The 24,860-nt window shown below is 67.8% G+C and carries 21 protein-coding genes; 9 read left to right on the top strand and 12 right to left on the bottom strand.

Annotated elements, in window-relative coordinates; genetic code table 11:
- Positions 1–70: 70 nt before the first annotated feature.
- From GNX95_RS03485 to GNX95_RS03475, 3 genes are read left to right on the top strand one after another with little or no spacing between them, the layout of a single operon-like run.
- Positions 71–988 carry a PP2C family protein-serine/threonine phosphatase gene (locus GNX95_RS03485; RefSeq protein WP_163505699.1) on the top strand — a complete coding sequence of 306 codons (918 nt, stop codon included), beginning with the start codon at positions 71–73 and terminating at the stop codon, positions 986–988.
- Positions 989–1,013: 25 nt separating this feature from the next.
- Positions 1,014–1,955, top strand: coding sequence for a COX15/CtaA family protein (locus GNX95_RS03480; protein ID WP_222853370.1), 942 nt, complete (start codon positions 1,014–1,016; stop codon positions 1,953–1,955).
- Positions 1,952–2,773, top strand: coding sequence for an LLM class F420-dependent oxidoreductase (locus tag GNX95_RS03475; RefSeq protein WP_163505698.1), 822 nt, complete (start codon positions 1,952–1,954; stop codon positions 2,771–2,773). Before GNX95_RS03480 ends, GNX95_RS03475 begins: the two co-directional genes overlap by 4 nt.
- Here GNX95_RS03475 and GNX95_RS03470 read toward each other — a convergent pair.
- The 4 genes from GNX95_RS03470 to GNX95_RS03455 all read right to left on the bottom strand — a co-directional run bounded on the left by GNX95_RS03470 (position 2,766) and on the right by GNX95_RS03455 (position 8,253).
- Positions 2,766–4,664, bottom strand: a complete 1,899-nt coding sequence (locus tag GNX95_RS03470) for an ABC transporter ATP-binding protein (protein ID WP_163505697.1) — start codon at positions 4,662–4,664, stop codon at positions 2,766–2,768. The two genes, GNX95_RS03475 and GNX95_RS03470, sit on opposite strands and share 8 nt — an antisense overlap.
- A gap of 116 nt (positions 4,665–4,780) precedes the next feature.
- Entirely contained in the window at positions 4,781–5,671 is an 891-nt protein-coding gene (locus GNX95_RS03465; RefSeq protein ID WP_163505696.1) for an ATP-grasp domain-containing protein, read from the bottom strand.
- 1,139 nt (positions 5,672–6,810) lie between these two features.
- Entirely contained in the window at positions 6,811–7,758 is a 948-nt protein-coding gene (locus GNX95_RS03460; RefSeq protein ID WP_163505695.1) for a heme o synthase, read from the bottom strand.
- Between the two features lie 120 nt (positions 7,759–7,878).
- Positions 7,879–8,253 (bottom strand): FKBP-type peptidyl-prolyl cis-trans isomerase, encoded by a 375-nt coding sequence (locus tag GNX95_RS03455; protein WP_163505694.1) that lies wholly within the window; start codon positions 8,251–8,253, stop codon positions 7,879–7,881.
- 202 nt (positions 8,254–8,455) lie between these two features.
- Here GNX95_RS03455 and tkt point away from each other — a divergent pair, with 202 nt between their 5' ends.
- The 6 genes from tkt to pgl are packed head-to-tail and all read left to right on the top strand — an operon-like array spanning position 8,456 to position 16,531.
- Positions 8,456–10,540: a transketolase gene (tkt, locus tag GNX95_RS03450; protein WP_246281497.1), complete on the top strand. Its 2,085-nt coding sequence runs from the start codon at positions 8,456–8,458 to the stop codon at positions 10,538–10,540.
- A complete protein-coding gene (tal, locus tag GNX95_RS03445) occupies positions 10,533–11,648 on the top strand; it encodes a transaldolase (RefSeq protein WP_163505693.1) in 1,116 nt (371 codons plus the stop codon). The genes tkt and tal overlap by 8 nt, the downstream gene beginning before the upstream one ends.
- Positions 11,645–13,285: a glucose-6-phosphate isomerase gene (locus GNX95_RS03440; protein ID WP_163505692.1), complete on the top strand. Its 1,641-nt coding sequence runs from the start codon at positions 11,645–11,647 to the stop codon at positions 13,283–13,285. Before tal ends, GNX95_RS03440 begins: the two co-directional genes overlap by 4 nt.
- Positions 13,282–14,838 carry a glucose-6-phosphate dehydrogenase gene (zwf, locus tag GNX95_RS03435; protein ID WP_163505691.1) on the top strand — a complete coding sequence of 519 codons (1,557 nt, stop codon included), beginning with the start codon at positions 13,282–13,284 and terminating at the stop codon, positions 14,836–14,838. Before GNX95_RS03440 ends, zwf begins: the two co-directional genes overlap by 4 nt.
- Positions 14,835–15,791: a glucose-6-phosphate dehydrogenase assembly protein OpcA gene (opcA, locus tag GNX95_RS03430; RefSeq protein WP_163505690.1), complete on the top strand. Its 957-nt coding sequence runs from the start codon at positions 14,835–14,837 to the stop codon at positions 15,789–15,791. The genes zwf and opcA overlap by 4 nt, the downstream gene beginning before the upstream one ends.
- Complete coding sequence (pgl, locus tag GNX95_RS03425; RefSeq protein WP_163505689.1) at positions 15,788–16,531, top strand: 6-phosphogluconolactonase; 744 nt, start codon at positions 15,788–15,790, stop codon at positions 16,529–16,531. The genes opcA and pgl overlap by 4 nt, the downstream gene beginning before the upstream one ends.
- A gap of 75 nt (positions 16,532–16,606) precedes the next feature.
- Here the strand turns inward: pgl and GNX95_RS03420 are convergent, their stop codons facing one another.
- The 8 genes from GNX95_RS03420 to gap all read right to left on the bottom strand — a co-directional run bounded on the left by GNX95_RS03420 (position 16,607) and on the right by gap (position 24,685).
- A complete protein-coding gene (locus tag GNX95_RS03420) occupies positions 16,607–16,948 on the bottom strand; it encodes an RNA polymerase-binding protein RbpA (RefSeq protein WP_163505688.1) in 342 nt (113 codons plus the stop codon).
- A 138-nt stretch (positions 16,949–17,086) separates the two neighbouring features.
- Positions 17,087–17,323, bottom strand: a complete 237-nt coding sequence (secG, locus tag GNX95_RS03415; RefSeq protein WP_163505687.1) for a preprotein translocase subunit SecG — start codon at positions 17,321–17,323, stop codon at positions 17,087–17,089.
- 96 nt (positions 17,324–17,419) lie between these two features.
- A complete protein-coding gene (locus tag GNX95_RS03410) occupies positions 17,420–18,457 on the bottom strand; it encodes an ABC transporter permease (protein ID WP_163505686.1) in 1,038 nt (345 codons plus the stop codon).
- Between the two features lie 116 nt (positions 18,458–18,573).
- A complete protein-coding gene (locus GNX95_RS03405; protein ID WP_163505685.1) occupies positions 18,574–20,274 on the bottom strand; it encodes an ABC transporter substrate-binding protein in 1,701 nt (566 codons plus the stop codon).
- Between the two features lie 102 nt (positions 20,275–20,376).
- Entirely contained in the window at positions 20,377–21,381 is a 1,005-nt protein-coding gene (locus GNX95_RS03400) for an ABC transporter permease (protein ID WP_222853369.1), read from the bottom strand.
- Positions 21,382–21,642: 261 nt separating this feature from the next.
- Positions 21,643–22,488 carry a triose-phosphate isomerase gene (tpiA, locus tag GNX95_RS03395; protein ID WP_163505684.1) on the bottom strand — a complete coding sequence of 282 codons (846 nt, stop codon included), beginning with the start codon at positions 22,486–22,488 and terminating at the stop codon, positions 21,643–21,645.
- 5 nt (positions 22,489–22,493) lie between these two features.
- Positions 22,494–23,681, bottom strand: a complete 1,188-nt coding sequence (locus GNX95_RS03390) for a phosphoglycerate kinase (RefSeq protein WP_163505683.1) — start codon at positions 23,679–23,681, stop codon at positions 22,494–22,496.
- Complete coding sequence (gap, locus tag GNX95_RS03385; RefSeq protein ID WP_163505682.1) at positions 23,681–24,685, bottom strand: type I glyceraldehyde-3-phosphate dehydrogenase; 1,005 nt, start codon at positions 24,683–24,685, stop codon at positions 23,681–23,683. Before gap ends, GNX95_RS03390 begins: the two co-directional genes overlap by 1 nt.
- Positions 24,686–24,860: the final 175 nt, after the last annotated feature.

Below are 24,860 nucleotides of genomic sequence, written 5' to 3'. Positions count from 1 at the left end.
TGCGGCACGAAAGTCACCCAGCGCAAAACTGGGTAGAGACATCGTTGACGAGAACCGCCACCATAGGACGGTGATCACGACTGCACATCGGCTACGCACCGGAGCGTCCAGCCACCCCGGCCGGGTCCGGGAGAACAACCAGGACTCGTACTTCGCCGGCGAACGGCTCATCGTCGTGGCCGACGGCGTCGGCGGCGCGGCCGGCGGCGAGGTGGCCAGCGCGGCGGCCATCACCGCCATCTCGGTGATGGACGGCGAGATCGACGGCGACCCGGTGGCGGCCTTCGCCGCGGCCGCCGACGACGCCGCCGCACGGATCCGCTCTGCCACCGAGGCCGAGCCGGACCTCGCCGGCATGGGCACCACGCTCAGCGCGTTCCTGCTGCACGGCGACCAGATCGTGATGGCGCACGCCGGCGACTCACGCGCGTACCGGCTGCGCGGCGCCGGCCTCGAACAGCTCAGCCGCGACGACTCGTACGTGCAGCTGCTGATCGAGCGCGGCTCACTCCGGCCGGAGGACGCCGAGACGCATCCGCAGCGCAACCTGGTCACCAAGGTGCTGCAGACCGATCCGGTCGAGCTGTCCATCCGGATCGAGCCGGTCGAGGTCGGCGACCGCTATCTGGTCTGCAGCGACGGCCTGTCCGGCGTGGTCAACAAGGACCTGATCACCTCCACGATGCTGCAGATCGGCGACCCGGAGGCGTGTACGGCGCAGCTGATCGAGTTGGCACTCGAGCGCGGCGCACCGGACAACGTCACGGCCGTGATCGGCGATGTCCTCGCCGACGAGGAGCCACCGGCCGCTCCGCCGGCGCCGGCCGCCGAGGTCGTCGACGAGTCGGACATGCCGGAGACGGTGAAGCTGCCGCAGGTCGAGGCCGAGGTCGCGGCGACGGGTACGGTCGTCACCGCCCAGCCACCGGAACCCAAACGCGGCCTGTTTTCCCGGATCTTCCGGCGCGGACGGCGCCGCCAGGGCTGAACACGGGGAAACCTAGACTGGGGTCGTGACAGACAAGCCCTGGTTTCGCCGGCCGCTGGCCTGGGTCGCGCTGGCCGCTCTGTTCAGCAACGCGGGGATCGTCGTCACCGGCGTGACCGTGCGGCTGACCGGCTCCGGCCTCGGCTGTCCGACCTGGCCGAAGTGCACCGACGGGTCGTACGTGCCGACCTCCGCGTACGGCATCCACGGCGTCATCGAGTTCTCCAACCGGATGCTCACCTTCGCGGTGATCGCGGTGCCGGTGATCGCGCTGCTGCTGACCTGGTTCACCAAGCCGCGCCGCCAGTCGTTGGTCGTGCTCAGCGTCGCGCTGTTCGGCGGCATCTTCCTGAACGCCCTGGTCGGCGGCCTGACCGTGCTGACCAATCTGAACCCGTGGGTGGTCTCGGCGCACTTCCTGCCGTCGCCGATCCTGGTGGTCGTCGCGTACGCCTTCTGGGTGCGCATCCGGGAAGGCGACGGACCGGTCGAGTGGCTCGGACCGCAGTGGATGCGCTGGCTGTCCTGGCTGCTGATCGGTGCCGCCGCGCTGACGGTCGTCGTCGGCACGGTCGTGACCGGCTCCGGTCCACACGCTGGCGACGCGAAGGCCATCCGTAACGGCCTCGACCCGGCGATCATCAGCCTGGTGCACGCCGACTCCGGCATCCTGCTGGTCGGCCTGACCATCGCCGCGTTGATCGCCTTCGCGGCCGCCAAGGCGCCGCGCAAGGCGACGGTCGCGGTGGCGGTGCTGTTCGCCGTCGAGCTGCTGCAGATCGCGATCGGCTACACGCAGTATTTCCTGCACCTGCCGATCGTGCTGGTCGCCTTGCACGTCAGCGGCGCGATCATCCTGTGGATCGCCGCGCTCCGGCCGCTGTTCGCACTGCGGCGACGGCTGGACGCGCCGGACACCGCGCAACTGGAACAAATCGAGTCCCAGGCCGCGTTGCCGCGTACATGAAATTCGGACTCTCCACCTTCATCACCGACCGCGGCATCCAGCCGGCCGACCTCGGCCGCGCCGCCGAGGAACGCGGCTTCGACTCGATCTTCGTCGCCGAGCACAGCCACATCCCGGTGCGGCGCGAGTCGCCGTATCCCGGTGGCGGCGACCTGCCGGAGATCTACTACCGCACGCTCGACCCGTTCGTCGCGCTGTCCGCCATCGCGGCGGTCACCGAGCGGCTGATCGTCGGCACCGGCGTGGCGCTGGTGATCCAGCGCGACACCATCCACACCGCCAAGGAGGTGGCGACCCTCGACCTGGTGTCCGGCGGTCGCGCCGCCTTCGGTGTCGGCGCCGGCTGGAACCGCGAGGAGATGCGTAACCACGGCACCGACCCAGCCACGCGCGGCGCCCGGCTCGACGAGCAGCTGCGCGCGATCAAGGAGATCTGGACCAAGGACCAGGCGGAGTTCCACGGCAAGCACGTCGACTTCGACCCGATTTTCGCCTGGCCGAAGCCGGTGCAGCAGCCGCACGTGCCGATCTACGTCGGCGGCGAAGGCGAGCGAGCCCGCCGCCGCGTCGCCGAGCTCGGCGATGTCTGGCTGCCGAACGCGACCCGCCAGCCCGACGACCTCGCCGGCGCGATCGCCTCGATGCGTGACGAGGCCGGCCGGGACATCCCGGTGACGATCTACGGCGAGCGCAGCCTCACGCCGGACATCGACGCGTACGAACGCGCCGGCGTCGAGCGCGTGCTGCTCTATCTGCCGACCCTCCCCCGCGACGAGTCCCTGCGACACCTCGACAAGCTGGCGCAGATCGTCAGCTGACCGCCTTGACCGGCGAGTCGGCGAACTGGGTGTGGTAGAGCTCGGCATAGAGCCCGTTGGCCGCGACCAGGGCCTCGTGGGTGCCGCGCTCGACCACCTCACCCGCCTCCAGCACGAGGATCTGGTCGGCGTTGCGTACGGTCGACAGCCGGTGTGCGATCACCAGGGCCGTACGCCCGGCCAGCGCCTCGTCGAGAGCACGCTGGACGGCGGCCTCGCTCTCCGAGTCGAGGTGTGCCGTCGCCTCGTCCAGCACCACGATCGCCGGCGCCTTGAGCAGCAGCCGCGCGATCGCCAGCCGCTGCTTTTCGCCGCCGGACAGGCGATAGCCGCGGTCGCCGACGACCGTGTCGAGGCCGTCGGGCAGCGCGCGTACGAGATCGCCGACCTGGGCGCGGTCGAGCGCCGACCAGAAGTCGGACTCGGTGGCCTCCGGCCTGGCATATGCGAGGTTGGCGCGGATGGTGTCGTGGAACATGTGCGCGTCCTGCGTGACCACGCCGATCGCCGACCGCAGCGACTCCTGCGCCAGATCGCGTACGTCCGTGCCGCCGACCCGCACCGCGCCGCCGGTGACGTCGTAGATGCGCGACACCAGCTGGCTGATCGTCGTCTTGCCGGCACCGGACGGGCCGACGAGCGCGACCAGCTGGCCCGGATAGGCCTCGAAGGACACGCCGTGCAACACGTCCGCGTGGGACGAACGCTCGGCGACGGCGAGATCTTCCAGCGATGCCAACGAAACCTCGTCGGCGGACGGATAGCGGAAACGTACGTCGTCGAACACGATCGCCGGTTTGTCGGCCGGCAGGATCGCCGGCAGCTCCTGGGCGTCGGGCTTGTCACTGATCATCGGCGGCAGGTCGACCACCTCGAAGACCCGCTCGAAGGACACCAGGGCGCTCATCACGTCGACCTGCACGTTGGACAGCGCGGTGATCGGACCGTAGAGCCGGGTCAGCAGCAGCGCCAGCGTGACGACCGTGCCGGCGGACAGCGCGTTGGACAGCGCCAGCCAGCCGCCGAGACCGTAGGTGGTGGCGCTGGCGACCGCGGTGAGCAGGCCCAGCGCGACGAACAACGCGCGGCTGTACATCGCGCTGCGTACGCCCATGTCATGCACCTGCGACGCGGCCCTGCCGAACTCCTCCGCCTCGGCGCGCTGGTCGCCGAACAGCTTGACCAGAAGAGCCCCGGCCACGTTGAAGCGCTCGGTCATCGTCGAGTTCATCGTGGCGTTGAGCTTGGCCGTCTTCCTGGTGATGTCGGCCAGCTTGCGACCGACCCAGCGAGCCGGCAGGACGAAGACCGGCAGCAGAACCAGAGCGACCAGGGTGATCTGCCATGACAGCGTCAGCATGGTCACGACCGTCAGGACCAGCGCGATCACGTTGCTCACCACACCGGACAACACCGAGGTGAAGGCACGCTGTGCGCCGATCACGTCGTTGTTGAGCCGGCTGACCAACGCGCCGGTCTGCGTACGCGTGAAGAACGCGATCGGCATCCGCTGGACGTGCTCGAAGACCGACCGACGCAGGTCGAGGATGATGCCCTCGCCGATGCGCGCGGAGTGCCAGCGCTGCAGCACCGACAGGCCCGCGTCCAGCACCGCCAGGCCGGCGATCGCCGCCGCCAGCCACAACACGAACGACAGCGCGCCGTGGCCGGTGATCGCGTTGACCACCTGGCCGGCCAGCACCGGTGTCGCCACCCCGATCACCGCCGAGGCCGCGACCGTGCCGAGGAAGACGGCGATCTCCCAACCGTACGGTCGCGCATAACGCATGATGCGCAGCGCCGTCCGCCGACCAGGACGCTTCTCCTTGGTCAACGCGCTGCGTTTCTCGGCTGCCTGCATCATCTGCCAGCCGGACATTCCCGGATCCATCGACACTTCCCTCAACCCCGATTTCCTGTGCTGGCGGCTCAACGTCGCCGCCGGCCACCGCATTCCCCACGGTATGCCGGCGGTACGACAGTTCCGTACCAGCTCAGGATGCGACCTCAACCAATCTTGAGGTCAACCTCCAGTGCCTCGACGACGGCGTCGGCGAAGCGCTCCGGCGCGCCGTCGGAGTAGCCGAGGAAGAGCGACGGCTCGGTCAGCTCCAACTCAAGCACGACCGGCCCGTCCTTCGTCGGGATCATGTCGACGCGCGCGTACAACAGCCGCTCCGGGCCGCCCGGGATCGCCGCCAACACCCGCTCGGCCAGCGCACGCTCGGTCCTGGATGCCTCGTACGGTGTGATGCGCTCCGGCTTGTAGAGTCCGTCGATCTGCGTCGCCGGCCCCTCGAGCATCGCCGCCTTGGTCACCGCGTGACTGAACTTTCCACCGAAGAAAAGCAAAGCGTTCTCGCCGTGAGCGTCCACTTCGGACAGATACGGCTGCACCATGACCCGCCGGCGCGCGCCGAGCAACCGGTTGGCATGCTTCCTCGCCGCCGCGACCTGCTCCTCGTCGTCGGCGCGATAACGACCGGTGTCCAGCGAGCCGGCCCCGACCGACGGCTTCACCACGTACTCACCGGACGCCGGCAACACGATGCCATCCCCCGGCTCCAGCCAGGTCGTCGGCACCACCGGCAGCTGTTTCTTTGCCAACTCAAGCAAATAGCGCTTGTCGGTGTTCCACCGCACCACGTCGGCCGGATTCGCCAACCGCGCCACCCGCTCGGCCCACGTCACAAACTCGTCCGGCCGGCGCGTGTAGTCCCACACCGACCGCAACACCACCAGGTGGTAGCTGTCCCAGTCAACGGTCCTGTCGTCCCAGACCACGATGTCGGTGTCGATCCCCCGCCGAGTCAGCGGATACAACACCTTCCGGTCGTCCGGGTCGGCGTCCGGCAACTCGGCACACGTCACCAACGCCACCCGCGTACGGCGCGCCATCACTCCCCCTCGCTCGATTCAGCCCCAAACCCTACCGCCGGGAGGTGGTTGTGACTTCCTGGTGGCAGGTGCGGCGCTTTGGGGCGCGATGAGAGGTGGTTGTGGTGCCTCGCGCTGCGAAGGAGAAGGACTGTGACTGTTGTGTTGCGATGGAGGAGGTGGTTGCCGCGCCGGCCGTTTGTGTTGAGGGAGGGTTGTTGCGTTTCTGGTTGTTGCGGTGGGACAGGCCCGATTTTCTGATTGTTGGGGGTGGGAGGTGGTTGCGTTCTCCGATTGGTGCGCGGGGAGGTGGTTGCGTCTCTTGGTTGATGCGTTGGGAAAGTGGTTGGGCTTTCTGCTTTGTTGCGTTGGGTTGGTGGTTGGGTTTTCGCCTGCGCGGCGGGCGCTCCTGCGCGGAGGGCGACCTCAAGGGAGGGGGCGCGTGGATGCCAATCGGTGTGCATGGGGGTGCGGGTGGCGGTTTCGTGCGGGGCTGGGTTTTCTAGGCTTGCTCGTTCTCCCCGTCGGCGCCCGGAGGGAACCACATTTTCGGAGGGGCCGCCGAGCTTGGGAGGGTGGTTGCGTTTGTTTGGCGGCGGCCCCTCCGAAAATGTGGTTGGCTGCGCCCGCCGACGGGGAGAACGAGCAAGCCAGGTCACGTGCGGGAAGCAACCCGTCGATATGGACGCCAAACGATCGTGCTGGTGCGACTGACTGCGTAATACTTGTTTAACAAGACATCAAAACGGACATTTATCGCAGCCGAGTAGTCACAACAGCATTGTCAGCCTCAGCAGTCACACCCGTCACAGCAACCGCTGACCGGGGCGGCGTGAAAGCCTTGTTTCTTGCGTCCAACGCTAGTAACTCGACATTCATGCCATCAGCGACCTTCACAAGCCGGACATTTAGCGCTCCACACGCCTTCTCGTCCCACATACTGGACCTTCACGCCACCTACCGGGACGCCACTGCACCTCCGGCGAACCCCAGCCACAAACCGGACCACACCCACAAACCCAACCGCACGCGCGGCACCCAACCCAACCAACAACGAAATCCCGCGCGCCCCTCCCCTTGAGGTCGCCCTCCGCGCAGGAGCGCCCGCCGCGCAGGCGCCACCACCCCCAAACGCAAGAAAACGGGGAAACCCGACCCGCTCAGATCAACGCATCAACCGTGATCGCAACAGAAAGCACCGTCAAATACGTAATAGAAAGATGGAAAAGTCGCATGGGACGGATACGCTCACCGCGGCTGACCTGCACAAACAGTCGATGAGCGTCGATCAGGAACCATCCGCCGAGCGCGACGGCGACGAGGCCGTAGATCCAGCTCATTCCGACGACCCACAGGGCGATCGAGGCGGCGACCATCAGCCAGGAGTATGCGACGATCTCGACCGCGACGCGCATTGGTTTGGCGACCACGGGGAGCATCGGCACGCCGGCGGCGGCATAGTCTTTCTTGAATTTCATTGCCAGCGCCCAGAAGTGTGGCATCTGCCAGAAGAAGACGATAGCGAAGAAGGCCCACGCCGACCACGACAGCGTGCCGGTCACGGCGGCCCAGCCGATGAGGACCGGGGCGGCGCCGCAGATGCCGCCCCAGAAGGTGTTCTGTGCCGTGCGCCGCTTGAGCAGCAGCGTGTAGATCAGCACGTAGTAGAGGTTGGCGCCGATCGACAGCGCGGTCGCGAGCGGGTTGGTGGTGAACCACAACAGCAGGGCCGCGACGGCGCCGAGGACCAGGCCGAAAGTGAGCGCGCTGCGTGGCGAGATGAGGCCCTGTGGCAGCGGCCGGCGGGACGTACGCGACATGAGCTGGTCGATGTCGCGGTCGATGTAGCAGTTCAGTACGTTCGCGCTGCCGGCGGCCAGGGTGCCGCCGACCAGGGTGGCGACGGCGGTGAACAGCGGCGGCAGGCCGTGCGCGGCCATGAACATCGCCGGCACCGTGGTGATCAGCAGGAGCTCGATGATCCGCGGCTTGGTCAGCGCGACATATCCGCGTACGACCGTGCCGAAAGTGCGCGGCGCCGGCGTGGCGACGTGTTCCGGTTGCGAGGGTGGCGCCGGAGCTGCGCTCTGGTCGGAGACCGCGGTCACGCGGACGCCACCGAACTCCGAAGGTGGAGCTCAGCTGCTGGGTAGCTCATCGCCCTCTCCCGAACGGTCGACCGTGTTCTACAGATCGTAGTACCAGGTTTCCGACCACGTCTGCCGGGGTCAGCCGACACTCAGCAGGTCGACCACGAAGATCAGCGTCTCACCGGGCCGGATGGCCGCGCCGGCGCCGCGATTGCCGTAGCCGAGGTGCGCCGGGATCACCAGCTTGCGCCGGCCACCGACCTTCATCCCCTGCACACCCATGTCCCAGCCCTTGATGACCCGTCCGCCGCCGAGCGGAAAGGTGAACGGCTCGCCGCGGTTCCAGGAGGCGTCGAACTCCTCGCCGGTGGAGTGCGCGACGCCGACGTAGTGCACCGTGACGTTGTTGCCTTTGGTGGCCTCGGCACCGTCCCCCACCACGACGTCCTCGATGTCGAGGTAGTCGGGCGCCGGACCGTCCGGACGATCGATCTCGGGCTTCTCCAGCGCCATGCCAGCTCCTTCTTCGCGGTTTCGTAGCGTCGGAAAGTGTATGACCCGGCATAGTCGGTGGACCGTGCGGGAACAACTGTCGACATGTGATCCAAGAGTCGGCCCTCCGGCGTGCCCTGATCTGGCGAGCACACGGATCCTCGGTAGGGTCGAAACCGGGTACGAAACCGTAGGACAACAGCCCTTCTGAGCAGGAGCAATCGTGGCCGACGCAAACCTCGACTGGTCGGATCTGGACCAGCGTGCCGTAGACACCATCCGCGTCCTCGCGGCCGACGCCGTGCAGAGGACCGGCAACGGTCATCCTGGTACGGCGATGAGCCTCGCGCCGGCCGCGTACCTGCTCTTCCAGCGCATCTTGCGACATGATCCGACCGCTCCGGACTGGACCGGCCGGGACCGTTTCGTGTTGTCCAACGGTCATTCCAGCCTGACTCTCTACATCCAGCTCTACCTGTCCGGCTACGGCCTGGAGCTGGTGGACCTGGAAAACCTGCGCAAGTGGGGCAGCCTGACCCCCGGTCACCCCGAGCACGGTCACACCGCCGGGGTGGAGACCACGACCGGTCCGCTCGGCCAGGGCGTCGGCAACGCGGTCGGCATGGCGATGGCGGCCCGCCGCGAGCGTGGCCTGTACGACCCGGACGCCGAGCCCGGCCAGAGCCCCTTCGACCACCAGATCTACGCGTTCTGCGGTGACGGTGACCTGGAGGAAGGTGTCAGCGCGGAGGCATCCTCGCTGGCCGGCCATCAGCAGCTGGGCAACCTGACGCTGATCTACGACGACAACAAGATCTCCATCGAGGACGACACCAACATCGCCTTCAGCGAGGACGTGGCCAAGCGCTACGAGGCGTACGGCTGGCACGTGCAGACCGTCGACTGGACCAAGGGCGGCAACGGCTATCACGAGGACGTGCCGGCGCTCAACGATGCGATCCTGGCCGCCAAAGCCGAGACCGCGAAGCCGTCGCTGATCGTGCTGCGTACGATCATCGGCTGGCCGGCGCCGAAGCTGCAGAACACCGGCAAGGCCCACGGCGCCGCGCTCGGCGCCGAGGAGGTCGCGGCCACCAAGAAGGTCCTCGGTTTCGACCCGGACAAGTCCTTCGACGTCGACGAGAAGGTCATCGCGCACGCGCGCAAGGTCATCGACCGCGGCCAGGCCGCACGCCAGAAATGGCAGCAGGCGTACGACAAATGGGCCGCCGACAACCCGCAGCGCAAGGCACTGCACGACCGGCTCTCCAAGCGCGAGCTGCCGCAGGGCTGGACCGAGGTGCTGCCGCACTTCGACGCCGACCCCAAGGGCCTGGCGACGCGGAAGGCCTCCGGTGAGGTGTTGAGCGCGATCGCGCCGGTGCTGCCGGAGCTGTGGGGTGGCTCGGCGGACCTGGCCGAGTCCAACCTCACCACGCCGAAAGGCGAGCCGTCGTTCGTGCCGACCGAGCACCAGACCAAGATGTTCCCCGGCGGTCCATATGGTCGCGTGCTGCACTTCGGCATTCGCGAGCACGCGATGGGCGCGGTCATGAACGGCATCGCGCTGCACGGCGGCACCCGGGTCTACGGCGGCACGTTCCTGGTCTTCAGCGACTACATGCGACCGGCCGTACGGCTCGCGGCGCTGATGAAGCTGCCGGTCACCTACGTCTGGACGCATGACTCCATCGGTCTGGGCGAGGACGGACCCACGCACCAGCCGATCGAGCACCTGTCCGCGCTGCGTGCCATCCCTGGCCTGGACGTCGTACGGCCCGGTGACGCCAACGAGACCGTCTACGCCTGGCAGGTCGTGCTGGAGCACGCCGACCGGCCGGCGGGCCTGGCGCTGAGCCGGCAGAACGTACCGACGCTGGAGGGCACCTCGCTGGAGGGCGTACGCAAGGGCGGCTACGTCCTGGCGGACGCCTCCAGCGGCAAGCCGCGGGTCGTACTGATCGCCACCGGCTCGGAGGTGCAGATCGCGGTGGCCGCGCGGAAGACGCTGGAAGCCGACGGCGTTCCTACTCGTGTGGTGTCGATGCCGTGCCGCGAATGGTTCGACGCGCAGGACCAGGCCTACCGAGACCAGGTCATCCCCCGCGACGTACACGCACGCGTCAGCGTCGAGGCCGGCATCAGCCAGAGCTGGTGGTCGCTGATCGGCGACGCCGGACGGCACGTCGGCATCGAGCATTTCGGTGCCAGCGCTGACTACCAGACGCTCTACGAGCAGTTCGGCATCACCGAGAGCGCCGTCGTACAGGCTGCCAAGGAAAGCATTGGAGTGACGGAAAATGACTGACAACAAACCACTCGCCGAGCTGTCCGACGCCGGAGTCGCGATCTGGCTCGACGACCTGGACCGCAACCGGCTGCGCACCGGCGGCCTGGAAACGCTGATGCGCGAGAAGCACGTGGTCGGCGTGACCACCAACCCGACGATTTTCGCCAAGGCGCTGGAACACGGCGACGAATACAACGAGCAGGTACGCGACCTGGCGCGCCGGAAGGTCTCGGTCGAGGAGGCCGTACGCGCCATCACCACATACGACGTGCGCTGGGCCGCCGACGTGCTGCGGCCGGCGTACGACGCCTCCAACGGCGTCGACGGCCGGGTCTCCATCGAGGTCGACCCGCGGCTGGCTCGTGACACCGACACCACGGTCGCCGAGGCCAAGGCGCTTTGGTGGCTGGTCGACCGGGAGAACATGTTCGTCAAGATCCCGGCCACCAAGGAGGGTCTGCCGGCGATCACCGAGGCGCTGGCCAACGGCATCAGCATCAACGTCACGCTGATCTTCTCGCTGGAGCGCTACGACGCGGTCGCGGACGCCTTTATGGCCGGCCTGGAGAAGGCCAAGGAGAACGGCCACGACCTGTCCAAGATCGAGTCGGTCGCGTCGTTCTTCGTGTCCCGGGTGGACACCGAGGTCGACAAGCGCCTGGACAAGATCGGTTCGGACGAGGCGAAGGCGCTGCGCGGCCAGGTCGGCATCGCCAACACGCGACTGGCATACCAGCACTACGAGCAGAAGTTCGGCACCGACCGCTGGCAGGCACTGGCCGACGCCGGTGCACGGCCGCAGCGTCCGCTGTGGGCCTCCACCGGTGTGAAGGACCCGTCCTTCCCGGACACGCGTTACGTCGTCGAGCTGGTCGCTCCCGGCATCGTCAACACCATGCCGGAGGCCACCATCAACGCGACCGGCGACCACGGTGAGATCCGCGGCGACACGGTCACCGGCGGCTACGACGAGGCGCGGTCCACTTTGGACAAGCTGGCCGCGGTCGGCGTCGACCTCGACGACGTGGTCAAGGTGCTGGAGGACGAAGGGGTCGAGAAGTTCGAGGTGTCCTGGAAGCAGCTGCTGGACACCGTGCGCGGCCAGCTCGACGGCGGCGCCAAATGACCGACGCGGCAGCTGGCGGGTTGCAGGTCACCGGCGCGTACGAGGTGCCCGGCGCGGCCGAGGTGTTGGCTGATTTCAAGGAAAACGACGTCGCCGCGAAGGTGTCCGCCGGGGACGCCACGCTGTGGGGCCCAGCCGCCGAGCCGGAGGCGTCCAAGCGGCTCGGCTGGCTGGACCTGGCCGCCGAGTCGCGCGACCTGGTCGAGCCGCTGGCCAAACTGCGCGACGAGCTGGTGGCCGAAGGGCTCGACCACATCGTGCTCGCCGGCATGGGTGGCTCCTCGCTCGCGCCGGAGGTGATCACCGAGACGGTCGGCAAGCCGCTGGTCACACTCGACACCACCGACCCCGGCCAGGTTCGCGCCGCGATCGAGGAAAAACTCGACCGTACGGTCATGGTCGTCTCCTCCAAGTCCGGTGGCACGGTCGAGACGGCCAGCCACCGCGCCGCGTTCGTGAAAGCCCTGGTCGACTCCGGCCTTTCCGAGGCGGACGCCAACAAACGCGTCGTGGTCGTCACCGATCCCGGTTCACCGCTGGAAAAGTCGGCACGTGAGGCCGGCGTACGCGCGGTCTTCCTGGCCAATCCCAACGTCGGCGGCCGCTATTCGGCGCTCACCGCCTTCGGCCTGGTGCCGTCGGCGCTGGCCGGCGTGGACATCTCCGCACTGCTGGACGAGGCCGCGGCCGTACGCGCGTCGCTCGCCGACCTGGACGGTCCGGCGGTCGCGCTCGGTGTCGCGCTCGGCGCGGCGTACAAGGCCGGCCGCGACAAGGTCGTCATCGCCTCCGATGGCACCGGCCTGGTCGGCCTCGGCGACTGGGCCGAGCAGCTGCTCGCCGAGTCGACCGGCAAGGACGGGAAAGGCATCCTGCCGGTCGCGGTCGAGTCCCCCACCGCCACCGGTACGCGCGGAGACGACGTGCTCGCCGTCTCGGTCGGCGGCTCGCTGAAGGCCGGGGAGTCGGCCACAGCCGGCCTCGACGTGGCCGTCAACGGCCCGCTCGGCGCGCAGTTCCTGGTGTGGGAGTTCGCCACCGCGCTGGCCGGCCGGGTCATCGGCATCAACCCCTTCGACCAGCCGGACGTGGAGGCCGCCAAGCAGGCGGCGCGCGACCTGCTGGCCAACCCGGCGGCCGCGCAGTCCGACGAGGAGCCGGTCTTCGTCGACGGCCCCGTGCAGGTCTTCGGCCCGGCCGACGCGCTCGCCGACGCGGCGACCGTCGAGGAAGCGCTGGCCAAGGTGCTGGCGCAGATCGGCGACCACGGCTATCTGGCCGTACAGGCATACCTCGACCGGCATGCCGACCGCAGGCTGGCCGGCGTACGTGAACCGCTCGCCAAGCGCGCCGGCCACTCGGTGACCTTCGGCTGGGGACCGCGTTTCCTGCACTCGACCGGCCAGTATCACAAGGGCGGCACACCGATCGGCGTCTTCCTGCAGATCACCGGCGCCGTCACTGAGGACCTGGAGATCCCTGGCCAGCCGTTCACCTTCGGCGTGCTGCAGCGCGCGCAGGCCGCCGGCGACGCGGCCGTACTGCGCGAGCGCGGCCGGCCGGTGTTCCGCTTCCACCTGACCGACCGCCCGGCCGGCATCGACCGGATCCTGACAGCCGTGGAGACCACCGGATGAACCAACCCAGCCTGTCGCTCGAACGTCCGGACGGCTGGACGAACCCGCTGCGCGACCCGCGGGACCGCCGGCTGCCGCGCAGCGCCGGTCCGTGCGGCCTGGTGATCTTCGGGGTCACCGGCGACCTGGCCCGTAAGAAGCTGATGCCGGCGGTGTACGACCTGGCCAACCGCGGCCTGCTGCCGCCCGGATTCGCGCTGGTCGGTTTCGCCCGCCGCGACTGGGCCAAGCAGGACTTCGCGCAGATCGTGCACGACGCGGTGAAACAGCACGCGCGTACGCCCTTCCGCGAGTCGGTCTGGAAGCAGCTGGCCGAGGGTTTCCGTTTCGTACAAGGCACGTTCGATGACGACGACGCCTTCGACCGGCTCGCCGACACGATCCACGAACTGGACGAGTCTCGCGGCACGAACGGCAACCACGCGTTCTATCTGTCCATCCCACCGAGCGCGTTTCCGGTGGTGTGCAAGCAGTTGGCGCGCTCCGGCCTGTCGAACCAGACACCGGGCCAGTGGCGCCGAGTGGTGATCGAGAAGCCGTTCGGCCACGACCTGAAGAGCGCGCGCGAGCTCAACAACGTCGTCGACGAGATCTTCCCGCCCGAGTCGGTCTTTCGGATCGACCACTACCTGGGCAAGGAGACCGTCCAGAACATCCTGGCGCTGCGCTTCGCCAACCAGATGTTCGAGCCGGTGTGGAACGCCAACTACGTCGACCACGTGCAGATCACCATGGCCGAGGACATCGGCATCGGTGGCCGAGCCGGCTATTACGACGGCATCGGCGCCGCACGCGACGTGATCCAGAACCACCTGCTGCAGCTGCTCGCGCTCACCGCGATGGAGGAGCCGGTTTCCTTCGACGCGCGCGATCTGCGGCTGGAGAAGGAAAAGGTGCTCTCGGCCGTACGCCTGCCGGCCGACCTCGGCACGTCGACCGCCCGCGGCCAGTACGCGGCCGGCTGGCAGGGCGGCGAGAAGGTGATCGGCTATCTGGAGGAAGAGGGCATCTCCAAGGACAGCATCACCGAGACGTACGCGGCGGTGAAGCTCGACATCGACACGCGGCGCTGGGCCGGCGTGCCGTTCTATCTGCGGACCGGCAAGCGCCTCGGCCGGCGGGTCACCGAGATCGCCGTGGTGTTCAAGCGCGCGCCGCACCTGCCGTTCGAGTCGACCGCGACCGAGGAGCTGGGGCAGAACGCGCTGGTCGTACGCGTGCAGCCGGACGAGGGCGTGACCATGCGGTTTGGCTCGAAGGTGCCGGGGACCGCGATGGAGGTCCGCGACGTGACGATGGACTTCGGCTATGGCGCGTCGTTCACCGAGGCGTCGCCGGAGGCGTACGAGCGGCTGATCCTGGACGTGTTGCTCGGCGATCCGCCGCTGTTCCCGCGGCACGAGGAGGTCGAGCTGTCCTGGCGGATCCTCGACCCGATCGAGCGGTTCTGGGCCAAGCAGGGTCAACCCGACCCGTACACGTCCGGCACCTGGGGACCGGCGTCGGCCGACGAGATGATGGCCCGCGACGGGCGAAGCTGGAGGCGGCCGTGATCGTCACCCTGTCCGACACCACCACGTCGGCGATCGACCGGCGGCTCACCGAGATGCGCCACTCCGGCGGCGCGGTCGCGCTCGGCCGCGTGCTCAGCCTGGTCGTCGTCACCTCGCCGGAGGAGAGCGAGCCGGTCATCGAGGCGGCCAACGACGCCAGCCGTGAGCATCCGTGCCGGGTGATCGTCGTGCTGACCGGCGAAAAACGCGGCAGGTCGCGGCTCGACGCGGAGATCCGGGTCGGTGGCGACGCCGGCGCGAGCGACGTGATCGTCATGCGGCTCTCCGGCGAGCTCGCCGCGCATCCCGACTCGGTCGTCGTGCCGCTGCTGCTGGCCGACGCGCCGGTGGTCGCGTACTGGCCGTCGAACCCGCCGGCCGACCTCGCCGACGACCCGATCGGCCGGATCGCGCAGCGCCGGATCACCGACGCCATGACAGCGAAGCGGCCGGTCACGGCGCTCAACAAGCGCCGCGAGGCGTACGCCGACGGCGACACCGACCTGTCCTGGACGCGGCTCACGCTGTGGCGTGCCGCGCTCGCGGCGGCCCTGGACCAGCCGCCGTACGACAAGGTCACCGAGGCCGTCGTCACCGGCGAGGCGTCGAGTGCGTCGACCGAACTGCTGGCCGGCTGGCTCGCGTACGCGCTGAAATGCCCGGTGCGGCGCCGGACCAACAAGGGTCCGGGGATCGTCAGCGTACGGCTGGAGCGTAAGGCCGGAGCGGTGGTGCTGGAGCGGCCGGACGGCCAGACCGCGACCCTCGACCAGCCCAACCAGCCGACCCGCCGGCTGGCGTTGGCACGCCGGAAGCTCAACGAGTGCCTGGCCGAGGAGCTGCGCCGGCTCGACCCGGACGACGTGTACGCCGACACGCTCACCAAAGGCGTACCGAAGCTGGATGCGAAGGCCCCGGCCAAGAAGCCAACCGCGTCGAAGGGACGCTCATGAGCGCGGACCCGATCGTCGTCGTCCACGCCGACCGGGACACGCTCGTCCAGTCGGTGGCGGCGCGGCTGATCGCGAAGCTGGCCGACGCGCAGGCGGCACGCGGCGAGGCGACGGCGGTGCTGACCGGTGGCACGGTCGGCACGCTGTCGCTCGGCGCGGTCGCCGACTCGCCGCTCGCGTCGACCGTCGACTGGAGCCGGGTCAACCTGTGGTGGGGTGACGAGCGGTTCGTCCGCTCCGGCGACGCCGACCGCAACGACGAGCAGGTGCGGCAGATCTTCCTGGAGAAGCTGCCGCTCGACCCCAAGCGCATACACCACTTCCCCGCCACCGACGGCCCGGACGGCGACGACGCCGCCGCGGCGGCCGCGCGCTATGCGGAGGAGTTGTTGGCCGACGGCAACGGGAAGGTGCCGGTCTTCGACGTGCTGATGCTCGGCGTCGGCGGCGAGGGCCACGTGGCCTCGATCTTCCCCGACTCCGAGGCCGGCCGGTCACAGCGTACGGTCGTCGCCGTCCACGACAGCCCCAAGCCGCCGCCGAACCGGCTCAGCCTGACCTTCCCGACCATCACCAGCGCCGAGGAGATCTGGCTGGTGGTGGCCGGCAAGGACAAGGCGGAAGCGGTCGGCCGAGCGGTCAACGGGGCGAACCCCGCGGACGTGCCGGCGGCCGGCGCGGTCGGCCGTACGGCCACCAAGTGGCTGGTCGACCGCGAAGCCGCCGCGGGGTTGCGGTAGCCCAGGGGTTGATAGTCGCATGGCCACCATGCGTGCGTTGAACGCACGCATGGTGGCCATGCGAACTTCTGAGGGCTATTCGCCTCGGCGTTCGCGGAGGCGGTTGAGGGCCTCGTCGAGGATCGCGGCGCCGTCGGCGTCGGAGCGACGCTCGCGGACGTACGCGAGATGCGTCTTGTAGGGCTCGTTACGCGGCGCCGCCGGCGGGTTCGCCGCGTCCTTGCCGGCCGGCAGGCCGCACTGCGGACAGTCCCAGGTGTCCGGGACCTCCACCTCCATGGAGAAGGCCGGCCGGGTGACGTGTCCGTTGGCGCAGAAGAATCCGATCCGGCGCCGCGGCGCCGACTCGCCTCGCTCAGCTTCCCCCATCGGGCCGGCTCCGACCCGAGTCCCCCGAATGGCGTTCCCACCAGCCACAGTTGCGCTCCTGTCTGGTCGCCGCTCGACTTCAGTGTCAGTTGATGTTACGCCGGACACCCGGCCGGCTTGGGCCAGGTTCGATCAATCGACCACGGATCGGTCCGGTAAGCGAGTTTTGTCGCCTGCAGCAGGCGCTCAGATGTTGAACTTCAGCAGCAGGCCGAGGCCGATGGCGCAGACGAACCACAGGATGCCGACACCGATGGTGATGCGGTCGAGGTTCTTCTCGGCGATCGACGAGCCGGACAGCTGGGAGCTGACGCCACCGCCGAACATGCTGGACAGGCCGCCGCCTTTGCCTTTGTGCAGCAGCACCAGCACGATGAGCAACAGGCTCGCGATGATGAGCACGATGGACAACGCCAGGGTCATCTTGGCCGGGGCCTTCCTGTAATCGTGGTGAGGAGTCCAAGGATACGCGAACGGTGCCTGGCGGGATGCGCCAGGCACCGTCGTACGCGCGTCGGGTCAGGCCAGCCGGACCTTCGGGTCGATCACGCCGTAGAGCAGGTCGACGATCAGGTTCAGGAACACGATGAAACCGGCCGCCAGCAGGGTGGTCGCGGTGATCACCGGGAAGTCCAGGTTGGTGACCGCGTCGACGACCAGGAAGCCCAGGCCCTGCACGTTGAAGACCTTCTCGGTGATGATCGCGCCACCGAGCAGCGCACCGATGTCCAGGCCGGCGATGGTCACCAGCGGCGTCAGCGCGGCTCTCAGGGCGTGCTTGGAGACGACCTTACGTTCCTTCAGGCCCTTGGCCCTGGCCGTCCGAATGTAGTCCTCGTTGAGGGTCTCCAGCATGTTGGCCCTGGTTAGTCGGGCATAGATCGCCGCGTTGGCGATCGCCAGCACGAAGGCCGGCATGAACATCGCCTGGATGAAATACCAGGGCTGGGTGAACGGCGAGTAGAACTCCGGCCGGATCGGCCAGAAACCCTGGTCGATGACGAACTTCTGGATCGTCAGGCCAGTGAAGAACGTCGGTAGTGACACGCCGGCCAGCGCCAGGATCATGACGATCCGGTCGGCGATGCTTCTTGGCTTGAGCGCGGACAGGATGCCGGCGCCGACACCCATCACTATCCACAGCACGGCGGCGTACAACGTGAGCGACACCGTGACCGGCAGCTTCGGCGCGATCAGGTCGGTCACCGACGTGTCCCGGGCGTACGAGTAGCCCAGGCAGGGCGCGTTGCACGCGTAGCTCTCCGCGGTCTTCGCACCGACCTCGGGACAGCCGAGGAAGTTGGTCGGACCGGTCTTGTTCTGGTACTCGCGCGTCACCACCAAGCCCTTGACGAAGCGCAGGTACTGGCAGTGGATCGGGATGTCCAGCTCGAGCTTGTGCCGAGCGCCGGCGAGTGCCTGCGGCGTGCACTGCTTGGAGCAGGACACCGCCGCGGGGTCGGTCGGGATGGCGAAGAACAACCCGTAACAGACCACTGACAGCACAAACAGCGTCAGGACCGCGAGGAGCAGTCGCCGGAGTACGTAGCGAATCATCGAGGTCTTCCTGGTATACGGCCGCTGGCCGGGTGGGGCAACGCGGTGGGATGGTGCGGACCAGATGCGATACGCCGGCAGGTCGTGCCGGCGTACCGCCTGGCCATTGTGCTTGTCTAGCTGTTACCCGGAGCCACACCGACGTTCAGCAGGCTGATGTCGCTGTACTCCGCGTTCATCTGCGCACCGGTGACCTTCGAGCCCCGCATGAACAGGGCCTTCTCGTACCGGAGCGGGATGATGGCACCGGTCTGCTGGACCTTCAGGTCAAGTGCGGAGCACGTGTCCTCGGCCTTCTGCGGATCGGTCTGGGCCGCGGATTCCTTGATGCCCTGGTTGATCGCCGGGTCGTTGAGCTGCGCGAAGTTCTGGTTACCCGCCGGCGGGATCTGGGTGCCGTCGAACAGCGGCGGGATGACCGAGGAGCAGCGCGGGAAGTCCGCACCCCACGCGGCGTAGGCCAGCTCGTTCTCGATGGCCGGCTTGCCGATCGTGCTGTAGTACTGCTTGCGCGCGATCGGGTTGGCGGTCACCGTGATGCCGGCCCGCGCGAACGCCTCCTTGATCGACGCGGCGATCTTGTCACCGGTCGGCGTCTGCGAGTAGTCCAGCTTGATGTTCTTCGGGCAGGTCGGCGACTGCGCGAGCAGCTGCTTGGCCTTGGCCGGGTCGCCCTCGGGCTTGTCCTTGAGGCCGTACGGGTCGATCTCCTTGTACGACTTCATGGTCGGCGACAGGATCGAGGTGGCGTACTGACCGAGCGCGTCACCGCCGATGGCGGTCAGGTAGGTGCGCTTGTTGGTCGCGTACTGGTAGGCCTGGCGGCACTTCAGGTCCTTGACCTTGGCGGTGTTCACCGCCACGTACCACACGTACGGGTCGATGCCACCGAAGGTGCGCGCCTTCAGCTTCGGGTCGTTCAGGACCTGCTGCACGTTCTGCGCCGGGACCTGCGTGTTGCCGAAGGTCGCGGTCCGCTGGTCGGCTGCCTTGTCCTGGATCAGCCGGTCGGCGATGACCGCCTGGTCGAGACCGAAGGTGAACTTGATGTTGTCCGGGTTGTTCTTCCGGATCTGGTCGTCGGCCTGGCTCCAGTACGGGTTACGCACCAGCTCGAGGCTCTGGTCGCGGACGTGCGACTTGATCATGTACGGACCGTAGGAGAACGGCTGCTGGTCGTACTTCTCCTTGGTGTCCTTGTCCTTACGCACCGCGGCGAAGATGCCCATCGTCAGCGCGTAGTTGAAGTCCGCGATCGGGCGCGCCAGCGTGAAGCTGATCTTGTCGCCGTCACACTTGATCGAGTCCAGGCCCTTGGGGTCAAGGTAGATGCCCTTGTAGTCCAGGCCACCCTTGAGGTACTGCTTCTGGTACGCCGGGCCGTCGGTCAGCACGTCGGAGAACGAGCTCTCGATGCCGTACTTGAAGTCCTGGCAGGTGACGGCCTTGCCGTCCTGCCACTTCAGGTTCTTGCGGATGGTGAACGTCCACTGGGTGGCGTCGGCGTTCTTGGTGCCGGTGTCGGTCGCCGCGTCGGCGCCGATCTCGGTGCCGGCCGAGCCGGTGGCGTTCTTGTACGACACCAGGGTCGGCGCGTACAGGACCTCGAGCTGCAACTGCGAGGCGACGTAGTTGCGCCGGGGGTCGAGGTGCTCGAAGTCGGCCAGGTCGAGCAGGGTCAGCGTCCCGCCCCGCTGGACCTTCTCGTCACCCGAACCACCGGTTTCAGAGCCTGGCGTGCCACATGCGCTCGCCAGCAGGGCGACCACGGCCCCCGCCGCGAACCACTGAATGGCCCGTTTTTTCCTGAGCGTCATGCGCTCCCTACCCTTCCTACATCCCTCATTGGATCCCCCAAAGAGTGGCGACGGTCCCATTTAGGTGGAGCCATCGGTTCGGCGAGGCCGCCGTTCCAGCCGCTAGTGGCTGGACCTTGGGTCGAGCGCGTCGCGCAGCCCGTCCCCAAAGATGTTGAACCCGAGCACGATCAGGAACAGCACGATGCCGGGAAGAAAGAAGTACGTCGGGACGACCGTCGACCAGCTGACCGCGTCGGACAGGATCACACCGAGCGACGGCGTCGGCGTCACGAAGCCGACACCGAGGTAGGCCAGCGAGGCCTCCAGCGTGATGTAGACCGGGATGATCAGGCTGGTGAAGACGATGATCGGAGCCCACAGGTTCGGCAGGATCTGGCGGAACAGGATGTGCGGTCCGCTCGCGCCGACCGTACGGGCGGCGTCGACGAACTCGCGCTCGCGCAGCGACAGCACCTGGCCGCGGATCACCCGGGTGAAGTACGGCCAGCCGAAGAACGAGATCACCACGACCAGGATCAGACCTCGCCAGAACGGGTTGGTGGTGTCGATCCCGAACGTGTCGTCCAGCCGGTTCGCGATCAGCGGGGTGAGCGCGATCAGGAACAGCAGCTGCGGGAAGCCGAGCAGGATGTCGACGATCCGGCTGATCAGGCCGTCGACCCAGCCGCCGAAGTAACCGGCGGCGATGCCGGTGACGACACCGACGCCGACGGCCACGATCGCCGAGACGACCGACACGGCCAGTGAGGTGGTGACACCGTACAGCAGCCGGGCCATCAGGTCGCGGCCGGTGGACGGCTCGACGCCGAGCCAGTGGTTGCCGGAGACGCCGCCGAGGAAGCCCAGCGGCAGGCCGGAGTCGTTGATCGCCTTGGAGTCGAAGGTGAACGGGTCGACGCCGGCGACCAGATCCAGCAGCGGCCGGATCAGCGCCAGGATGACGAAAATCAACACCAGGACGGCGCCGAACATCGCCGCCTTGTCGCGGCGGAGCCGGCGCAGCGCGATCTGCCAGAGCGAGCGACCCCGAATCTCCTTGGCCGACTCCTGCGGCACCATTTCCGGGGTGTGAGCGAGCTCGGTGTCACCAACCGACTGCGTCATTGACTGGTTTCTGCCTTTCAGTCTCCGGGTCACCGGTACGCGGCGTGGCCCGATAACCACGAACCAGCGGGACTCTAATGCCGCCGAGCGTCCCCGTGGGCCAAAAACGCCAAGCCCGACGCACAATCGTGACCTACTAGTAACAAAACCGGGTCGAGCCGGACACGCGCGGAATCGGTTCGGACCTTTTCAGTCCAAAAAAGAGGGACCTACCTGGGATAACAGGTAGGTCCCCCGCGCTCGTTTCCGGTTATCCGGCCGTTACGCTTTCACATGCTCACGGAACCGGCAAATCCGCGCGAACTCCTCCGGATCCAGGCTGGCGCCGCCGACGAGTGCGCCGTCCACGTCCGCCTCGGCCATGATGCCGGCGACGTTGGACGACTTCACCGAGCCGCCGTAGAGGATGCGGATCCCGTTGGCAACGTCCGCGCCGTACAACTCACCGATGGTTTTGCGCAGAAACCCGCACACTTCCTGCGCGTCCGCCGGGGTCGCGACCTCGCCGGTGCCGATGGCCCAGACGGGTTCGTACGCGATGACCAGATCGACCGGCACGGTGTCGGACTCACCGTCGCTGGTGCCGACGATCGACTCCGCCTTGACTCCGTTGAGCGCCGCGCGGAGCTGGTCGGTGCAGTGCGCGACGTGGCCGTTTTCCTTGCGTACGTGCAATCCCTCGCCGAGGCAGAGGATCGGCGTGATGCCGTGCTTGCGCGCGGCGAGCACCTTCGCGTTGACGATCTCGTCGGTCTCGCCGTGGTGCTCGCGCCGCTCGGAGTGGCCGATCGTCACGTACTGACAGCCGAGCTTGGCCAGCATCGCACCGCTGATGTCGCCGGTGTATGCGCCGCTGTCGTGCGGCGACAGATCCTGCGCGCCGTAGCCGAGCAGCAGCCGGTCGCCAGCGACCATCGTCTGGACACTTCGCAGATCGGTGAAAGGTGGCAGCACCACCACCTCGATCTCGGTGAGCAGCTCGTCGGAGAGGCTGAACGCCACCTTCTGCACCACCGCGATCGCCTCGAGGTGGTTGAGGTTCATCTTCCAGTTGCCGGCGATCAGCGGTCGCCGGCCAGCTGGCGCGACAGCCTTCGTACGGGCCATGTTCTCTAGTCCTCCAGCGCTTCCAGACCTGGCAGTGTCTTGCCTTCGAGATATTCCAGTGAGGCCCCACCACCGGTGGAGATGTGGCCGAAGGCATCCTCGCCAAGTTCTAGCAGGCGTACGGCGGCGGCCGAGTCACCGCCACCGACCACCGACAGGCCGTCGACCGCGCGTACGGCCTCGCCGACACCGCGCGTACCGGCGGCGAACGGCGCCACCTCGAAGACTCCCATCGGACCGTTCCAGAACACCGTCCGCGCACTCTTGAGCACGTCCGCGAACACGGCGACGGAAGCTGGGCCGATGTCCAGACCCTTTTGTTTGTCCGGAATCTCGTCGGCGCCGACGATCCGCGTCGTGGCCTGCGGCGCGATCTCGCCGGAGACGACGACGTCGACCGGCAGCACGATCTTGTCGCCTGCCTCGGCCAGCAGCTGGCGGCAGACCTCGACCTGGTCGTCCTCCAGCAGCGAGTCGCCGACGTCCTTTCCTTGTGCCTTCAGGAAAGTGAAGCACATGCCGCCGCCGACCAGCAGCCGGTCGACCTTGGGCAGCAGCGCCTGGATCACGCCGAGCTTGTCCGAGACCTTCGAGCCGCCGAGCACCACCACGTACGGCCGGGCCGGCTCGGTGGTCAGCTTGCGCAGCACCTCCAGCTCGGCCGCCACCAGATTGCCGGCATAGTGCGGAAGTTTGCGAGCGAGATCGAAGACGCTGGCGTGCTTGCGGTGCACGGCACCGAAAGCGTCGTCCACATAGGACTCCCCAAACGCGGCGAGCTCGGTCGCGAAAGCGCCGCGCTCAGCCTCGTCCTTCGAGGTCTCGCGCGCGTCGAACCGCAGGTTTTCCAGCAGCGCGACGCCGCCGTTTTCCAGCGCCGCAACGGTTTCCTTGGCGCTCTCACCCACCGTGTCGGTCGCGAAGGCAACCTGCGTCTCGAGCAGCTCGCCGAGTCGTACGGACACCGGCTTGAGGGTGTATTTCGGGTCGGGCTGGCCCTTCGGCCGGCCGAGGTGGCTGAGCAGGATCACCCTGGCGCCCGCCGCGGTGAGCTGGCGTACGGTCGGCAGCACCGCGCGGATGCGGCCGTCGTCGGTGATCCGGCCGGCGTCCAGCGGCACGTTCAGGTCGGCCCGTACGAGCACGGCCGTGCCGCCGACGCCGGCCGAGAGCAGGTCGTCGAGCGTACGCACTAGATGGACTGACCGACGAAGGTGACCAGGTCGACCAGGCGGTTGGAGTAGCCCCACTCGTTGTCGTACCAGCCGTAGACCTTGACCTGGTCGCCGATGACCTTGGTGATCGGCGCGTCATAGATGCAGGAGGCCGGGTCGGTGACGATATCGGAGGACACGATCGGGTCGGTGCTGTAACGCAGGTAGCCCTTGAGGTCACCCTCGGCGGCCGCCTTGTATGCGGCGTTGATCTCGTCGACGCTGGCCGCGTTGGTGAGGGTCGCGGTCAGGTCGGTGATCGAGCCAGTCGGCACCGGCACGCGCAGCGAATAGCCGTCGAGCTTGCCGTTGAGCTCCGGCAGCACCAGGCCGATCGCCTTGGCGGCGCCGGTGGAGGTCGGCACGACGTTGAGCGCGGCGGCGCGGGCCCGGCGCAGGTCCTTGTGCGGGCCGTCCTGCAGCATCTGGTCCTGCGTGTAGGCGTGGATGGTCGTCATCAGGCCACGCTCGATGCCGAACGCGTCGTTGAGCACCTTGGCCAGCGGCGCGAGGCAGTTGGTCGTGCAGGACGCGTTGGAGATGATCGTGTGCTGGTCGGGGTCGTAGGAGGTGTGGTTGACCCCCATGACCACGGTGACGTCGTCGTTCTTCGCCGGAGCCGAGATGATGACCTTCTTGGCGCCGGCTTCGACGTGCGCCTTGGCCTTGGTGCCGTCGGTGAAGAAGCCGGTCGACTCGATGACGATGTCGGCGCCGAGGTCCTTCCATGGCAGCTGCGCCGGGTCGCGCTCTGCGGTGGCGCGGATGTTCTTGCCGTTCACCACGATGTCGGTGTCGGTGTGGCCGACCTCGGCGTCCAGCCGGCCCAGGATGCTGTCGTACTTGAGCAGGTTGGCCAGCGTCGCGTTGTCGACCAGGTCGTTCACGCCGACGACCTCGACGTCCGCGCCGGAGGCCTGCGCGGCACGGAAGAAGTTGCGGCCGATGCGACCGAAGCCGTTGATGCCTACACGGATCGTCACGCGGAATCTCTCCTCTAAGCCTAGGTGGCACTTCACACTCGGAGTTACCCGCGAGCCTATCGGCCCAGGCAGGGCCGCTTCTACGGGACCCTCTAGATCGATTCAAGAAGTGGCCGTGACGCCTGTCACGCCAGTGCGGCCTCGCAGGTGCGGACTTCTGTGTGTCGCATTGGGG

It is taken from the genome of Fodinicola acaciae, from assembly GCF_010993745.1.
Lineage (GTDB): Bacteria > Actinomycetota > Actinomycetes > Mycobacteriales > HKI-0501 > Fodinicola > Fodinicola acaciae.
The sequence above is the reverse complement of the archived record's forward strand: the minus strand, read 5'-3'. Positions and strand labels throughout refer to the sequence as shown.